The sequence below is a fragment of the Methanosarcina mangrovi genome (assembly GCF_052057765.1).
GTDB lineage: Archaea > Halobacteriota > Methanosarcinia > Methanosarcinales > Methanosarcinaceae > Methanosarcina.
The window spans coordinates 2,193,466-2,209,646 of the sequence record NZ_CP195120.1 but is presented as its reverse complement, the minus strand read 5'-3'; the positions used below and the strand labels follow the sequence as shown (position 1 = coordinate 2,209,646).

13 protein-coding genes are annotated in these 16,181 nt (G+C 43.3%); 5 read left to right on the top strand and 8 right to left on the bottom strand.

What is annotated here, in order from left to right; genetic code table 11:
- Window positions 1-111 precede the first annotated feature (111 nt).
- From ACSAZL_RS09980 to ACSAZL_RS09955, 6 genes are all read right to left on the bottom strand, one after another.
- The gene (locus ACSAZL_RS09980) at window positions 112-624 is read right to left on the bottom strand and encodes a superoxide dismutase family protein (RefSeq protein WP_440948520.1); all 513 of its coding nucleotides are present in this window, start codon (window positions 622-624) and stop codon (window positions 112-114) included.
- A gap of 446 nt (window positions 625-1,070) precedes the next feature.
- Complete coding sequence (locus tag ACSAZL_RS09975; protein WP_440948519.1) at window positions 1,071-1,316, bottom strand: hypothetical protein; 246 nt, start codon at window positions 1,314-1,316, stop codon at window positions 1,071-1,073.
- A gap of 123 nt (window positions 1,317-1,439) precedes the next feature.
- Window positions 1,440-2,451, bottom strand: a protein-coding gene (locus ACSAZL_RS09970; protein ID WP_440945076.1) for an IS630 family transposase whose coding sequence is annotated in 2 segments (ribosomal slippage) — window positions 1,440-1,968 and window positions 1,967-2,451 — 1,014 coding nt in all. Because the reading frame shifts where the segments join, the coding sequence is not laid out codon by codon here.
- A gap of 605 nt (window positions 2,452-3,056) precedes the next feature.
- Window positions 3,057-4,169, bottom strand: coding sequence for a PDDEXK nuclease domain-containing protein (locus ACSAZL_RS09965; protein WP_440948518.1), 1,113 nt, complete (start codon window positions 4,167-4,169; stop codon window positions 3,057-3,059).
- A gap of 322 nt (window positions 4,170-4,491) precedes the next feature.
- Window positions 4,492-6,171, bottom strand: a complete 1,680-nt coding sequence (locus ACSAZL_RS09960) for a PT domain-containing protein (protein ID WP_440948517.1) — start codon at window positions 6,169-6,171, stop codon at window positions 4,492-4,494.
- Between the two features lie 107 nt (window positions 6,172-6,278).
- On the bottom strand, window positions 6,279-7,367 hold the full coding sequence (locus ACSAZL_RS09955) for a radical SAM protein (RefSeq protein WP_440948516.1): 1,089 nt from the start codon (window positions 7,365-7,367) through the stop codon (window positions 6,279-6,281).
- 265 nt (window positions 7,368-7,632) lie between these two features.
- On the opposite strand from ACSAZL_RS09955, the gene ACSAZL_RS09950 reads away from it, so the two are divergent.
- The 5 genes from ACSAZL_RS09950 to ACSAZL_RS09930 all read left to right on the top strand — a co-directional run bounded on the left by ACSAZL_RS09950 (window position 7,633) and on the right by ACSAZL_RS09930 (window position 11,874).
- Window positions 7,633-8,439, top strand: a complete 807-nt coding sequence (locus tag ACSAZL_RS09950; RefSeq protein WP_440948515.1) for an SDH family Clp fold serine proteinase — start codon at window positions 7,633-7,635, stop codon at window positions 8,437-8,439.
- A 138-nt stretch (window positions 8,440-8,577) separates the two neighbouring features.
- The gene (locus tag ACSAZL_RS09945; RefSeq protein ID WP_440948514.1) at window positions 8,578-9,042 is read left to right on the top strand and encodes a class I SAM-dependent methyltransferase; all 465 of its coding nucleotides are present in this window, start codon (window positions 8,578-8,580) and stop codon (window positions 9,040-9,042) included.
- Between the two features lie 2 nt (window positions 9,043-9,044).
- Window positions 9,045-9,245: a hypothetical protein gene (locus ACSAZL_RS09940; protein ID WP_440948513.1), complete on the top strand. Its 201-nt coding sequence runs from the start codon at window positions 9,045-9,047 to the stop codon at window positions 9,243-9,245.
- A gap of 753 nt (window positions 9,246-9,998) precedes the next feature.
- On the top strand, window positions 9,999-10,190 hold the full coding sequence (locus tag ACSAZL_RS09935; RefSeq protein WP_440948512.1) for a hypothetical protein: 192 nt from the start codon (window positions 9,999-10,001) through the stop codon (window positions 10,188-10,190).
- 793 nt (window positions 10,191-10,983) lie between these two features.
- Complete coding sequence (locus ACSAZL_RS09930) at window positions 10,984-11,874, top strand: thiamine pyrophosphate-dependent enzyme (RefSeq protein ID WP_440948511.1); 891 nt, start codon at window positions 10,984-10,986, stop codon at window positions 11,872-11,874.
- 615 nt (window positions 11,875-12,489) lie between these two features.
- On the opposite strand, the gene ACSAZL_RS09925 is transcribed toward ACSAZL_RS09930, so the two are convergent.
- Together ACSAZL_RS09925 and ACSAZL_RS09920 are read right to left on the bottom strand one after the other, a co-directional pair.
- On the bottom strand, window positions 12,490-14,286 hold the full coding sequence (locus ACSAZL_RS09925) for a DUF790 family protein (RefSeq protein WP_440948510.1): 1,797 nt from the start codon (window positions 14,284-14,286) through the stop codon (window positions 12,490-12,492).
- Window positions 14,264-15,754, bottom strand: a complete 1,491-nt coding sequence (locus ACSAZL_RS09920; protein WP_440948509.1) for a DEAD/DEAH box helicase family protein — start codon at window positions 15,752-15,754, stop codon at window positions 14,264-14,266. Before ACSAZL_RS09920 ends, ACSAZL_RS09925 begins: the two co-directional genes overlap by 23 nt.
- Window positions 15,755-16,181: the final 427 nt, after the last annotated feature.

Genomic DNA, 16,181 nt, shown 5'->3' with positions numbered 1-16,181 from the left:
TTAATGGTCCGGTGCGTAGTTTTTTCTCTATTGCTTCTCTGCTGCTGGCAAGGTCAATACTCAGGTCAGCATTCTAACGAAGCTTAAAAAATATAAGGAATTAAGAAAAAATTATCTTTTCTCGATGGCCCCGCAGGCAATCCGCGCACCACTGTTGCCGGAAGGATCGGTTAGCTGGTCGTCAGGGTCGGCATGGATGACCAGTGAAGTGCCGTTGGCTGGAAATAGCGTGGTCGACCCGGGTGACAGCGTCACAAGGTTAGTGGTGACATCCATATACCCCGTACCGTCCTGTCCCACTACGAGATTGGGCAGATCTCCGGCATGGGGACCTTTCAGGTTGTCGAACCCATGTTCTTTGCCCAGAGGGTTATAGTGTCCTCCTGCAGAAGTGAAAGACGGCCCGGTGCAGTTCACTTTCTCGTGGATGTGGATGCCGTGCAGGCCAGGCGTCAGGTTGCTAGCAAAGACCTGAATCCGAACCATGCCAAAGTCGTCCTTGGTAAAGGTAGCAAACCCCACAGTACTGTTATTTGCGTCCTTAATGACAGCTGCAGCACTGTCTGTGGAGTTATCCTGGGCAGAGCCCACGGCTGCAAACATCAGTACTGTTGAGATTATCATCAATAATATCAGTCCAGTTTTCGTCAGCTTATTCCCCCTTTAAAGTGACAATTTTTATGTAAAAGAAGTCTGCCTGTTAAATCGCGGATGAGATGAATAACGATCTCCCATCCTCTAACTGGTGTAGAATGTTCCGTCTCCCCATTCCAGACATACTCCCGGACAAATAAACGGGCAGATAATATAAAAGTGTTATTATATAACTTCCTTTATGCTCCAGGACCTCAAATTAGCCCTTAAAATCTCTGATATAGGGTAAACTCACTACTATTTTCTTTGTCGCAGGTTTAAGACCCTGTTCCGGAAGTACGGTCCCGCCGATAATAAAAATTTCAAGTTTTTCAGTCTCAGGAGTTTTGGGCAGGAAGTCATCAATTTCATTAAAAATGTATTGTAATATTACTTCCTTTCCTTTATCTCAATCCAATACAGGTCCACCTTCTCCTTTATTTCTTCAAAAGAAGGATACCCTCTGATCCTCCCCCCTGCAGGACAAGCTTCAGTTTTTCAACTATATCGTGTTTCACTTCCTTTAATTCTTCTTCAAATTTGCAGTAGAACAGTGCAAGAAATATGAAATACCTGACCGAAGGCTCTTTTTCTGCAACATAAAGCGCATGCCGGAAGATATCTTCTCTTGTGAGCTCCTTTTCCGGCTCTCTCTCCGAATAATAGTAATAGGTAGTCGGCAAAAGGAGCTTGATCCCCTCCTTTTCGAAAACAGAGAACTCTGTCTTTTCCCCGGAATCCCCGCCGTATTTATTGGAGTGGATGACCTCATCCCTGTCCTCTCCTCATAAATGGGCAAACTATAGTCACCATTTTAAATAATGCGACATTTTGTGTGTAAATTTGTGTTTCTCCCAAAATTCATCCAGTTCTTTTCTTAATACGTTAATATTTTTGAATGATTTTATTGACGTTAACTCTTCTCTTGTCGTTTTCCAACAATATTCTGTTGGATTCCTATCTGGAGTAGCTGGAGGAAAAAACAGAATTTGCAGCCACTGTTTATTATTTTGATAAAATTCCTTTGCCTTTGCTGATCTATGCCATGTAGCTTTGTCTAGTATGAGAAATATCTTTACCCCTATCTCTCTCTTAAAATCGATTAATGACTTTAAGTAAGAGTCTGTATTCTGTGTAACTCCTAAATCATACCCATAAAACTCTTCGTTTTCAGTGTAGAACCCTCCAATATTGACTTTGGCTTTTGAACCACTTGTAAACTTAATAGGCTTCGAACCTTTGATAGCCCAACATTTTGATCTGTTTGAATCCACACAAAAACTGCTCTCATCTTGAGTTACGAATAAGTGGTTAGGATTTAGGAATCTTTTTTTGAACTTCGGCTAGAAATTCGTTTGTGAGAGTCTCATTTCGCCTTTTTGATTGAGGTCGACATGTTATTTTGCTAAACCCTAAATTTTTAATGATTTGTCTCATTCTTGATTTTGAATAAGATATGTTGAATTTCTCTCTGACAAATTGAACTGCATCCTTTGTTTGCCAACCACGATAATAACCGTCATCTGTTGGTATTGGCTCGGATAATGCTTTTTTTAGCTCAGATACTTGTTCTGCCGTTAAAAAAGACTTTACTCCTCGACCGGGTTTACATTTAAGGCTAGACAAACCTTCTTTTTCAGCTCTCTTTATCCAACGATGTACTGTTGAACGATGGACTGAAAACTCTTCGGCAATTTTAGCGGGACTTAAACCATTTTTAACCAATAATAACGCTTGAAGTCTAATCTGCTCAGTTTTATTGCAGGAGCGATATATAGCAGTAGAAATATCAGAAGTGGTAAACATCTCCAAGCTCATAGGTAACTAATATATTGATATTAGTATAATAATATTGCATTAAATGTAGAGGTAACTATAAGTGTATCAGTCTTAATCGTATACACATTGCGAAGATAATTTGCTCATTGAATTGTCGTATCAGTGACACGACAATTTTCCTCCTATCGGATCAATAAGGCTTCCTCGCAGCCTCTCATACGTCTCCGAAGCAAGCCGGGAGGTTACAATCCTTTGGAACGGAATATCATTCATGAAACGCACAAAGATATCTTCGTTCTGATCCATATATTCTATAAATAGGTCTCAAGGAGGCCTTTGAACTATTCCTTTTCTTTCAGTTTCTTCATCCGCAGCAGGTCAAGTAAGCTAGAAAAAACAGGGTTTTCGCTTTTTAGTCTACTTCTTTTTCATTTTCATCTTGGAAAGGTCAGTCATCTCCGCCAACCGGTGAGAGCCCGGTGTTCAGAATAATGGATGACCTTTACCTGCATAGACTCCGGGAAGCTGAGATTTTTATCAGGTCAGAAAAGAATGTACACTTCTACATCCCAGTTCAGAACGTGAAAGGACTGCAGAATTCTGACGAAACAGATTAATCGAAAAGCCCTCAGGGCTTTTCTCTATTACTCGTAAGCTTCCAACCTTGCTTTTGCAGTCTTAACAGCACGCTGCAGCCTTTCAGCCAGCAGTTCACGGGGCGGCAGTTCGGTCAGGTATTCAGCCACGTGGATTCCGGAACGGTTTAGCTCCAGTAGTTCGATTTGCTCCTCTTTCTTTCCGGCGCAGAGGATGATCCCAAGTGGGGACTCTTCTCCTGGTTGCTTTTCATATTTATCCAGCCAGCGGAGGTAGAGTTCCATCTGGCCTTTGTATTCGGCTTTGAAATTTCCGAGCTTCAGGTCAATAACAATAAGCCTGTGTAGGGGGCGGTGGTAGAAAAGGGGGTCGATGTAAAAATCGTCATCGTCAATTTGAATTCGCCGCTGTCTGGCTACAAAGGCGAATCCGACACCGAGTTCCAGTAAAAAAGCTTCAAGTTCACGCAGGATGGCATCCTCCAGGTCCTTTTCCAGATAACGGTCTTTCAGGCCGAGGAAATCGAGAACATAGGAGTCTCGGAAAACAAGTTCAGGAGTCAATTGATCCTGATCTCTCAGGTTAGCAAGTTCGTGACGAATCACTTCTTCAGGCTTGCGAGAAATGGCTGTGCGTTCATACAGCATGGAATCGATCTGCTTTCGCAGAGTGCGCACACTCCAGCGCTCCATACGGCACATCTCAGCATAGAATTCGCGTTGAAGCGGATCTTTTAACGGAACTAAAGCCAGGAAATGTGACCAGCTCAATTGTCGTAACAGTGTCACGACAATTTTTTCTTCCGGAAATACCTCAGCAAACTGGATCATCCGGCGCAGGTTTTTTTCAGAGAATCCGTTACCATACTCAGCTACTAATTCTCGCCCCAGTGAGGCGACAATTTCCTGCCCGTATTCTGCCCGCTCACCTTTGAGGATCTCCTCATGGATACGTTTGCCGATATTCCAGTAGAGCATCGTCAGACCGGCGTTAACGGCAGTAGCCACCGCCGAGCGGGTCGATTCGATTATATGGCGAATATCTTCCAGCAGCATAGGATTATTTGAAGCCGGTCCAGGTTCCCGTTTGTCCTTACGGCTCATTATCCATTTCTCCATACAGTTTTCCCGGCAACTTACTATCTTTTTTCCCCTATTCATAATTTCCTTCTTCAGCAAACTGAAACATGGTTGGTTTTATAATGAGGGTTTAGGTAAGCTTCGAATTTGTCAAAACCTAAAGCCAGAAGGTGCAGGTCATTAATGCTTCTGCTTATGCATTTTTACGTAAAGGCCGGACGTTTTGCGCCCGGTGAGAGCTGAGTGTCTTATGAAGCAAAAAAGTAAAATCGGACGCTGAAATAAGAAATTGGATAGTAAAAACGGATCTGGGATGATTAGACTAAGAATAAGGACCTTATCAATCTCATGTCCAGACTTGGGGCAATAAGTGTTATTTGTCTTCCTCAGGATCTTCGTTTTCTTAATCTGCGTGATTCACTACTACGTTTCTTGATTCTGTGTTACTCTCTGCCGTATTTGCTAATTCCGGGTGACTAACCGCATTATTTTTTTGATTTGATTCTTCCTTTTCTAATTCTTCCTTCGCTTTTTCTTTTAACCTTCTGATCTTTTCTTCAGGACACGTACACACTATTTCACGAGCTTTTTCAATATCAATTCCCTCATGTTTCGCAAATTCTTCTGCTTCTTTTTCGCAGTCATATAATTTGTCATAAATCTCATGTGGGTCGCAGTTTTTCAGATCTTCAAGCTTCTTTATATTGGCGAAGTAGTAAAGCATGAATGCCAGGTCTCTGTCCATTTTGAGTTTTGTGACAAAGTCCGATTTGTCAATATTCATGTAGGTTTGTGCCCTATCTATGTACATTTTAACCTGTCGTTCCGAATAGCTGCCAAATCTTTCTTTACGCTCTTTGAGTATGAATGCTGCCTCCTCCCCCAGGTTTCGGGAATCAAAGTTCAATTTCTTGAGTAGTTCCCTAACATCACAGGTTGCAAGTTCTTCAATTGTCCTGATTTTTGTACTGTATAGGGCATATGCCAGATCTTCGTCAAACCTCATTTTCTTGACAAAGTCCGACTCTTTGACCTCGTATTCGACTCTGGCGCTTAACTCGTTCTTTTTATGTCCGGGGAGAAGTTTTTGAACCCACGTATAAATCCATTCTTCTATCGTTTTGGTGAATACTCCAGCAAAAAAAGAAAATATGAATACAAAATAATCATTTATTTCGCTGGACTCGTCTCTGATTTGGAGATCACTTAGCAGATAAAAGCCTATTAACGCTATGAAAGGTGCGATAGTGATTCTTCTGAGGAATGACCAGGCAATGCTCATTTTTTTGTATTCCGGGATGAGCTGGGAAAAGGTGTCCTCAACACTTAAAAAAAGGTATGAGAGAACACCAATAGATGATGCAGCTATTATATAGATAGGGAACTCTAACTTCTCTATTCCAAAAAATGTAAAATTACTCTGACCATTCGTGTAATAATAAAATAGTATCATAGGCCACATGAGACCTGTAAATATTATAAGAAAATTTCTTACTATGTCATGAAGGCTTACTATGACACAAGCTCCGTCTTCTATACTGATTTCTTCTCCATTTCTTCGTTGCGAGTAAGTCTCATATAAAACGGCAACCAATACCAAAAGAATTATAATTATGACTAGTGGAAGAACGAAATAGGAAATAATTTGTTCCAAGCTGAAATGGAATGATAAAAGCCATATTAATAGTGCTGAAAGGATAAAAACAACAAAGCAAAAGTCCATCTTGTCGAAAAATCTGCTTACCCAACTTAGAAAAAGAAGATTTCCATAAAAAATTGGTAATAGAAGTATTAACTGAAATATCGTTAGCCCATTTGTTGGACTATTTGTTGGACTATTTGTTGGACTATTTGTTGGGCTATTTGTTAAGCCATTTGTTACGCCATTTGTTACGCCATTTGTTACGCCATTTGTTACGCCATTTGTTACGCCATTTGTTACGCCATTTGTTACGCCATTTATTGCTCCATTTAAACCCATATTTGTTTCATTGTTTACTTCTGCTATACAACTCCCCTGAAACAGCAGACTAAAAATGAAGACTACTCCTAAAAACTTACAGGCTCCGCCTCCCCTTCCCATAGACAGTTATTTGCATATCCACTTATATATACTTAATTTTATATAATGTAGTAAGAAAATATATCGTATCAGATTCAAGGAGTAATTCAACCTACTTCATTTAGCACTCAGATCAGCAAATCCTCAATCCCTGCCCCTCTCACGATATCAATCGCATCCGTCTGTTCTTCCAGGGTCAGGTGCCTTCCGAGGTCCGGATATTCCATCGCCCGGTAGCAGGGCCTGTACTGGAACATCAGGTTGAACCTGATCTGCGGGGTGTGTTCTGCGACCCATTCGGCAATCGGCCTTGTGCAGCACTCGAGGTGGCCGGGGAGGACGAGGTGGCGGAGGAGGATTTCGGCTGTTTCGTAGGCGAACTCGAAGTTGGGCTGAACGACTTCCAGATAGTTTTTCACCTTTGAAAATTTCAGGGCACAGGCGTTGTTGCCGTATTTGAAGTCCCCGAGGTAGACATCGACCACCCCTTCAAGGATTTCGGCGATTTCTTTTGAGTGGTACATATTCGAGTTCCAGATAACCGGGGTGTTTGAAGACATTTCCCGCACGATTCTCAGGACGGTATGCGGGTGCGGGGCCGGGGTTACGAAGTTTACGTTCTTTGCCCCGTGCAGCCTCCTTATGTCAACAAGCTTTGCGAGTTTTCGGGGATCGACTTCTGTCCCGCATTCCGGGCAGGCGGAGATGTCCCAGTTCTGGCAGTAGATGCAGGCAAAGACGCAGCCGGTAAAAAAGATCGTGTGGGAGGGAACAAGTTCGGGCTCTTCTCCCATGTGCAGGAACTCCGAGGCATAACGGGAAACATCAGTCAGCCGGCAGAAGCCTTTCTCGCCCTTTTTCCTGTTTATCTCGCAGCGGCGTTCGCAGCAGGTGCAGTTTTCAAGCATACGGTCCACGATTGCAACCTTAAGGTCGAGAAGGGATGGGCTGGCTTTCGGGATCTCAAGGAAGCTTTCGGTATACAGCTTCAACCTGTCCGAAACATCCGGATAGGCAAGGGCTTCCACACCTTCAAGATCAAGACCTGCCCGCAATTTCCTGTATTCTTCGATGCCTGCCTTATGGATATTCAGGAGTTCTTCAAGTTTCGTCTGCGGGTCGAATTCTACTCCAATCCTCTCTGTAATCCTTGAGAGGGCAGGCATTTCATTTCCCTGCACCATAAGATAGCGTTTCAGGTACTTCGGGGCTGCCATATGGAAATATTCGTCTGCATTGGTTATAGGTTTATGGTAACTGTTCCGGTTTTTACTTCTAACTTTTACTTCTAATCTTTACTTCTAACTTTTACTTCTAACTTTCAAATGGGCTAATAATTAATAGATTGTAGGACAATGTTAATAATTAAGCTCGTGGGGTTAAATCGCATATTCTGATTAGCTTTAGCGGTGCCCGCGGAAGGTTTAAGGGGGAGTTTTTCTGGTTGCCGTTGATGTTTCAACAATCAGTTTCTGGGATTTAATGTCTCTTTTTTTCATACTTTTCTTCCTGTACGTTGTAGTCTACCCGCAGTCGCAACTCAAAAGAATTCGGATGCAGCGTCTGGCAAAAATAAAAGCTATGGAAAAAAACCACGCCTATAAAGTGCTCACGATGATTCACAGGCGAGAAGCGATCTCTCTTTTCGGAATGCCTGTTTACCAGTATATAGACGAAGAGGATGCCGAGCAGATTTTGCGCTGGATAAGGCGGTACGAAGACTACCCTCTTGAACTCATTCTGCACACCCCCGGAGGCCAGCTCCATGCCAGCATTCAGATTGCCCGCGCTCTCAGGAAGCACCCCAAAAAGACAAGGGTTATCATTCCTCACTACTCGATGTCAGGCGGCACAATAATTGCTCTTGCAGCCGACGAAATCGTGATGGATAAGGATGCGATTATTGGGCCCATCGAGCCGCAAATAGGAGATTTCCTTCGCGGTATTTACCCCGCTCCTTCCTGGATCTATGCCGCGGAAATGAAAAAAGAGAATGCGGATGATACCACTCTTGTTATGAGTGACATCTCAAGAAAAGCCCTTAAGCTTATCAGACACATTGCAGAGGAGCTCCTGGAAGGCAAAATCGTACCTGGTCCAGGCGGGGAAAGCAGGCTCGATGATGTTGTTGAAAAGCTGGTCAGTGGAGAAATGATCCATAGTACCCCCCTCTCAGCCGGAGAAGCTAAAGAACTTGGACTTTCCGTAAACACGGATTTTCCCGCAGATGTGCACGAGTTCATGAAACTCTTCCGGCCTGTGAAAAGGAACGTGGAATACGTGGAATAAAATCCCCTCCCGTGGAATAAACTTTTATCCAAGGCAAGTAAGGGAAGGAACTGTAAGAAAGACAGAAACTGTAAGAAAGACAGAAACTGTAAGAGGACAGGGACTGTAAAAAGGACAGGGACTGGAAGGTCTTCTTAAATGGATGTAAGCAGAGTTACCCGCTCAAAGAAGGTGGCTAAAAGCAGTTATGACCGGTTGAGCAAATGGTATGATTTGTTTGCCAGCCCTTTTGAGGGAAAGTTCATAGATTCCGGACTGCAGAAGCTGCAGGCTGCCCCCGGAGAAATAATACTTGAGATCGGATTCGGGACAGGTCAGGCTATCCTCGAACTCGCCCATGCGGTTGGAAATTCCGGAAGAGTCTACGGAATTGACCTCTCTGAAAAAATGTGTGAAATCACCCGAGCGAAAGTAGAAAAAGCGGGATTTTCAAAAAGTGTGCAGCTGGTAAATGGAGACGCTCTTAATCTCCCTTTTCAAGGTTCTTCCTTTAACGCGATTTTTATGAGTTTCACACTTGAGCTTTTTGATACTCCCGAAGTATCTATGGTTTTGAAGGAATGTCAGCGGGTGCTTAAAAAAACGGCCGGCTCTGTGTTGTAGCCATGAAACAGAAACATGACCCCATTCCAGTGCTGAAACTCTACGAATGGGCTTACAGAAAATTTCCGAACTATGTTGACTGCAGGCCCATTTTTGTCAGGGAAATGCTGGGAGAAGCCGGTTTTCGTATCCTGGATGCAGCCGAGATTAGCAGCTGGGGGCTGCCAGTCGAAATTGTTGTATGCGGAAACATGAAAAACTGACCTGTTTAAATAGCTGGGCGGAGAGAGTATCTGGAAATATTGACCTGAAAACTCACCGAGCAATATTCTGAAATTCGGATATTTATTTCTTAAATTTATATCTTTTTTAAATTTACATCTGTAGTCTTTTCATTGTAAACTTTTTTGCTTTAAATGTGAAAATTTGTTAAGTTTTCTCGCAACTTTTTTCCACTTTTTATTAACATTTTTTTAAAATAGTAAAACTGTCTACTAACTCATATTTTTTACTAGAATTTAAATTTCAGAAAATTAATTGTATTTAACTATTTTGCTCATTTTATCTTAAATTAAGTCTTTTGATCTCTTTTTTATACAGAATAAGTATTTATACAATTATAACGATTATACTATTGGTAAAACATAATACCATTGGATAGCAGCAAACCCGCGGTTGCTGGGGGCAATGTCATTTTAATTAGAAAGAAAATTTCAATTGATAATGCAGTTTTCACGGCAAGCACTGGATAATGTGGGAAGGGTAAGAGGATACAGGTCACTTAATCCCTGTTTCTTCGTGAATTGAAGAAATCTTTGCATTTCCGAGCGAATCCACGAAGAAACAGGGTTTGAATTAAGACCTGAGTAATTAAAAAACAGTGTTAAAATTGAAAAACAGTGTTAAGATTAAAGAAAAAGTGTCGGGATTACAAAATTGTAGTGGGATTAAGAAAAATGCGGGATTAAGAAAAAGTTGAAATCAATACAAAAATAAATTTTAGGGAGTGGTGTTTGATGGCTCTTTCGAACCTGACTGAAGCTGAAAAAACAATCTTGATGGATGAAACCGTCACCGATTTAAAACATTCTTTGGAAACTGTCATTAAGAGCTTACTTGCCGAATACGAGGCGGACCTTGAATCCAACCTTAACGTTTCCAAAGTTGAGGTAAACTTCATCGTAAAAATGGACGGAATTGAGGTCTGAAGCTTATTTAGTCTGAAGCTTATTTAATTACAGTAGACAAATGAGTAGAGTTTTCATGAAGAGAGTCGGAATACTTTCAAATAATTTTAGTTATCTCGATGTCCGGGGTCAAAAATGCCTTTATCTTAAGGGCATGAACGGCATAATGAATTAAGTGGATCCAAGCCGGCTTTTCTTCCTGTTCCTTTAATCTGCGAAAGAATTGCTTTTTTCTAACTGTTGATCGTTTTTATCACCATCACTACGGTTGATGCCTTTCACCTGCAGTCTGGATATGGTAAAAGCTGGAATTAGAGCTGGAATTGCATGGTCTTAACCACAGAGATTGCATGGTCTTAACCATGAAGATGGCCGGATTATTTTTCACTTTCTCGTATCATGTCGATGTTTTGTACACGAATCAGTTTATCTTTTTGTGTTGTTCCCGATGCTTCTGAGGTTTCCATAGTATCCAGTCAATATTATATAAGAATGGAAATGATATACATGGTGGGGAAAAATGTCAGGTACCTGGAGATGGCATCCGGGAGATCTGATAGAATTGTAAATCTGACAGGATTGCAGGGTCGAATAACTCAAATCAGTTCGATCAACAGCAGTTTTCCTGATGATCGATTAATTGATTGATGCTGGCGACCACTTTATTGACCGCTTTATTGACCGTTTTGTTGACCGTTTTATAGACCATTGAATGGTTGCTGAGAAAACAGGTTGAATGGCTAATAGGAAACAAGAAAGCTGCAGCGTCCTGAATCATGGTTAACAGCTACCTGGATTTAGAGGAGGAATTGCTATGAGTAAAACCGCACCGAAAACCTATATTACATCCGGGCACAGTGCCTGCCCGGGTTGCTGTGATATTTTTGCCGCAAAATTTGCACTTATGGGAGCGGGTCCTAACTGTATTATCGTTAACCCGACCGGTTGTCTGGAAGTCACGTCCACGCCTTACCCGAAATCTGCCTGGCAGGTCCCCTGGATCCATTCCCTTTTTGAAAACGGAGGTGCAGTGGCTTCAGGGGTTGAAGCCGGTTTAAAAGCCCTTGGCAAAAAGAATGATATCAAGGTCATAGCTATCGCAGGCGATGGCGCTACAATGGATATAGGGATTCGGTCTATCTCGGGTGCTTTTGAACGGGGTCATGACTTTACTTATATTTGTATGGACAACGAAGCCTACATGAACACCGGAGTCCAGCGCAGTAGCGGAACTCCTTTTGATGCTTCTACCACAACAAGCCCTCCCGGAAAATTCTCCTTCGGGAACCCGCTTCCAAAAAAGAACATGCCTGCCATCATGGTAGCTCACGGTTCTCCTTACGTAGCTACGACCACAATCGGCTACCCGAGAGATATGATACGTAAAGTCAAAAAAGCCACCGAAATCGTGGGCCCTACTTACGTCCATGCCCATGCCCCCTGTACTACAGGCTGGGGTTTTGATACCTCCAAAACTCTGGAAGTTGCCAGGCTTGCCGTCGAAACCTGCCTCTGGCCTTTGTATGAGATAGAAAACGGGCAAATAACGCAGGTCAGAAAGATCAAAAATCCAAGACCTGTTGAAGAGTACCTGAGAGCTCAAAAAAGATTCAGACACCTTTTTACCATGGAAGGCGGCGAAGAAGAAATTAAGAAGATCCAGGCCATGGCGGACTGGAATATAGAATACTACGGACTTCAGTAAAACTCAGGGCTTGAATTTTAATTTTAATTTTATTTTATCTAAATTTTATTTTATCTAAATTTTATTTTATCTAAATTTTATTTTAGGTGGTCTTTGATTAACTGTCTGCTCTATTCCGGAATCGGGAAGGAATCTTCGTTTCATCTCTCCCTGCGCCGGAATAAGGCTGGGTCAGCCATTAGCCAGATAAAAAGTGATCCAAAAGCCGGATAGCAATTAAAAGAACAACAGATTGAAGAAAATGTTCCCGGGGCCGAGAGAATACTTTCATTTACTCCGAAAATACTTTTCAATTCACAGGGAAATACTAGAGCCTTCGCCGGCTTGTCTGGCAGCCCTCCACAAAAGAAAAAGCAGAAGAAATGAAAGAGAAATAAGACCGGAATTTCTACCGGTTTAATCTTCTTGATTCTCGTTCTTACCCGCAAGCATCCTCACAAGCTTTTATTTTTTGGCTTTTACACTTTTTCTTCTCTTTTTCTCTTTCTTTTTCTCTCGTTTCTCCTTCTTTCCCGTCTTTTTGGTAAAGACTGCTCTCCTGCATTGAGCGGGAAAACGACGCGATAAAGAGAGTAAGGTTGTACGATCCAGCGATATCTGTGATTTAGAGTCCAGTCATTGCTTAACTTTCTTGACTTTAGCGTCCTCTTCACTCAACCCTGCCCAGCTAACCCTATACCCGAGTTCTTCCAGCACGGGATAATAGAGGCTGCTGTCAAGCCCGAAGCCTTCAAAGACTTTTACCGCATCCGCATATGTCTCCACAACCCCGGGTTTTTCAAGCTCCTTATCTATTTTCTCAAGCAGTTGTTTGAGGATTACAAAGTTTTCGAGGAGTACATAATCCCTGTACTTGTCCAGTTCTCCGACTTCCTCGAATATTCCGGTTCCTTCCACTTCTCCAGGCATTTTAAGCCTGGCCGCAATCACTTCTTTTAAAGCATCGAGCAGGACTCCTTTTTCAGATGCGATTTCATCGAGGCTTATCAGTTCCCCGGAAAGCGGAATTTCCATCTCCTGCAGTACTGATTTCTCTTCACGAAGTTTCTTTTCCTCGTATTTTCGAAGTACTTTCATGACTTCGTTTGCCGGGATTTTTTTGTCAAAAAAAATTACTTCCTGGGCGGGGAAATCTTTTTCGGAACATTTCAGTTTTCTGTCAATCAGGAGAATAAGGGGTTCCTTCACTTCTTTGAGTTTCTCAACTTTCTTTTCAAGGTATTCCGGAGTCCAGAAGCCTACAATTTCCAGATATACCTTCAAACTATTCCTTTGCAGAGAGAAGTCCGGGACAAAAGCATGTTTTCCGGCTTTGAGAATTGTGGGTTCCCTTTTTGCCTTCCAGTTTCCTAAACTGAGGCCACCGAATACCCGTTCAAGTGTGCTGTCATAGGTTGCTTCTTCGGCGGCTATTTCCTGAATCTCGGCTTCCTCTTCCGCAAATCCGATTTCACCTTCTTCTCCGATTCCACCTTCTCCTCCGATTCCGCCTTTTTCCCCTGCTTTATATCTTTCCCGTGCTTCCTCAAGTTGGAGTCCCGAATAAAGGGCTTCCGAATATCGGCTTGCTTCGGATGAAGGTTTAAAAGCTTCTTCCGAGCTGTCAAGGGTAAACTCAAGGATTCGCTTCCCCTGGTAACCTTTGTGGAGAATGCCTGCTTTCAGGCTCCAGCCTTTTGTTCGCAGGAGAGTTGGAAAAAGTTTTGCAAAGGAATTCCCGTACCTTTCCGACATCCGGAAAAGGGAAGCTGGCCCTTCGAGCCGGAGGTGGACAGCCTTTAGCTCCTCAGTTTCTTCTTTTTTGCCTGTTTCCTCTTCAGCGTCTTCCAGGGAATACATAAGCCCTGACCTGAGGATCTTCCAGAGAACTTTCTGGAAATCTCCCGTTATCCAGATATCCAGGTCAACAGCGCGGAAAAGGAGGGTCTGGGTCAGGGAAATGTTATACTGCCTGATGAGTTCTGCAGGGGAAAGGGGGTTGAACTCTTTAAGGACCTGGTTTTCTTCAAGGTCAGCCCAGAGAGATTTTTCCAGTTCAGGGACTGAAATCAAGAGATTTTTCGCGGCTTTTTGAAGCGCCTCTTTTCTCTCGGCAGGAGAAAGCGCCATCCCGCCGCAGGCTTCATAAACTGCTTCCCTGGCTACTGAAGGATCAACAGCCGAAGAGGTCTCGATCACAGCCCGTCTGCCGAGGAGCTGGGAAAGCCCCCGTATAAAGCGGTAATTCATCTCTTCATACCCTTCAAGTTCGGCCAGCAGGTCTCCGTATGTTTTTCCCACATGCTGCTCGAAAGTCTCTATAAGGAGCTCTGCAAATTCCAGGTTTTCGGAATCAAAGGCTGCATATTCCGGCTTTATTTTTCCCCTTGAAATGCGGGTTACAAGCAGGTCAGAGGTGAGCAGAATAATCACTTCCCGGGCTTTTCTTTCTCGAAATTTCGGTCTTTTCTTTACCTTCCGGATTTCTTTTTTCGATCCCCTGCTTTTCCTTTTCTATCTTTTTTCCAGGGCTTTTTCCGGAGGAGAGAGCTTCTTTTCTCCTTCTTGCAGTTCCGGTTTCGGTCGTTTCCTCAGCTATGATCTCGTAGAGCACGGCTTCTTTTCCTTCTTTTTTCCTCAGGATCCTGCCTAGGCGCTGGACGTAAGCCCTTTTGCTTCCGGTTCCGCTTACGATGATTCCAACGTTTGCTTCAGGGACGTCAATTCCCTCGTCAAGCACTTTTGAGGTGACTACAGCCCTGTAGCTGCCTGTCCTGAACTTCTCAAGAACGGAGTTCCTTTCTTTTGCCGGGGTTCTGTAGGTGATAGCAGGAATGAGGAATGTATGAGAAATCCGGTGCACAAGCCGGTTGTGTTCCGTAAATATAAACACTCTGTCTTCTCTGTGCTGTTTCAGGATCTCCCTCAGTTTCTCTATTTTTGAATCGCTGTTGAAGGCAAGGTCTCTTGCTGCGTTTCTTGCAAGGAGGGCTTTTCTGGCTTCAGGGTCTCTTCCGCTTTTCATAACCAGTTTCCGGAAGTCCTGCGAACCTCTCATCACCATCCCGGTTTTTCGGAGATAATCGAGGAACATGGAATAGTGCCTGTCGTATTCTTTTTGTTCTTCGGCCGTGAGCGCCACAGTAATCCGTTTTATCGTATAAGGGGCAAGGTGCCTGCCTGCAAGTTCCGAGACCTTTTTCTCGTAGACCTTTCCCCCCAGGAGCCGGTTCAGTTCCGTATGCAGCCCGTCTTCCCTTTCATATGTGGCTGTAAGCCCTAGCCTGCAGGGAGCTGCGGAGAACTCGGCAATGCTCCTGTACCCGGCTGCAGGCAGGTGATGTACTTCGTCAAAAATAAGGAGGCCGAACCTGTTTCCCAGGGTTTCGGCGTGGATATAGGCAGAGTCATATGTGGAAACGGTTATGGGAAGAATTTTCTTCTCACCTCCCCCAAGTTTTCCTATTTCCATGGTAAAGGCTTCTTCAAGCTGTTTTTTCCATTGTTCAAGCAGGTCAAGGGTCGGAACAACCACAAGGGCAGGGGTATTGCACCCGGCAATTGCCCTGATTCCAACAAGGGTTTTTCCGCTGCCTGTCGGCAGGACAAGGACTCCCCATTTCTCATTTTCTCCCCATGAGATAAGAGCTTCTGCCTGATAATCCCGCAATTTCAATTTCTTTCCCGAAGCCTCATAAGCTGCTGCAAGGTCCGGACAGGGAAGCAGGTCAAGTACAGCATCTTCAAAATCGACCCCGGACTTTTTCAGATAGTTGACAGTATCCCTGTAATACAATGCAGGAGCCCTGAAAATTCCGCTCCTTTCATCCCATACGGAGTTCGGGACCCTTACATTGCCCTCTATGAGAATAGTTCCCTGCTTGAAGCTGATTTTGATCATTGTTTACTAAGAGCCCGGACATGATATATAACAATTCAGTTATCAGCAGGCTCAGGCTGGAGTTTGTTACCTGTGTAATTTTTTATTGTCTCCAATAGAGGTGAAAATTTTTCGGTATTCACTCTCTGCGCCGCGCTGGACCGGTCCTTCAGGTAAGAATAAATAATCTGCAAACCAGTGTCACAATTGTCGTTTCTCTTTTTTCTTCTTCTATTTTCGGGACAGACCGTTCACCTGCGTTGAGCGTGGTAAAAACGACACAGTATAGTGAATATGGTTGTATGGTGAATATGGTTGTATGGGGCAGAGAGATCTATGAATTAATTCTCTTGAGCGAAGCCCCTTATTCTAATACATAAAATAGTCTGCTCGAACGAAACCAATTATAAAATCCATCAAGTAGTCCTCTTGAGCGAGCGAAGCGAGT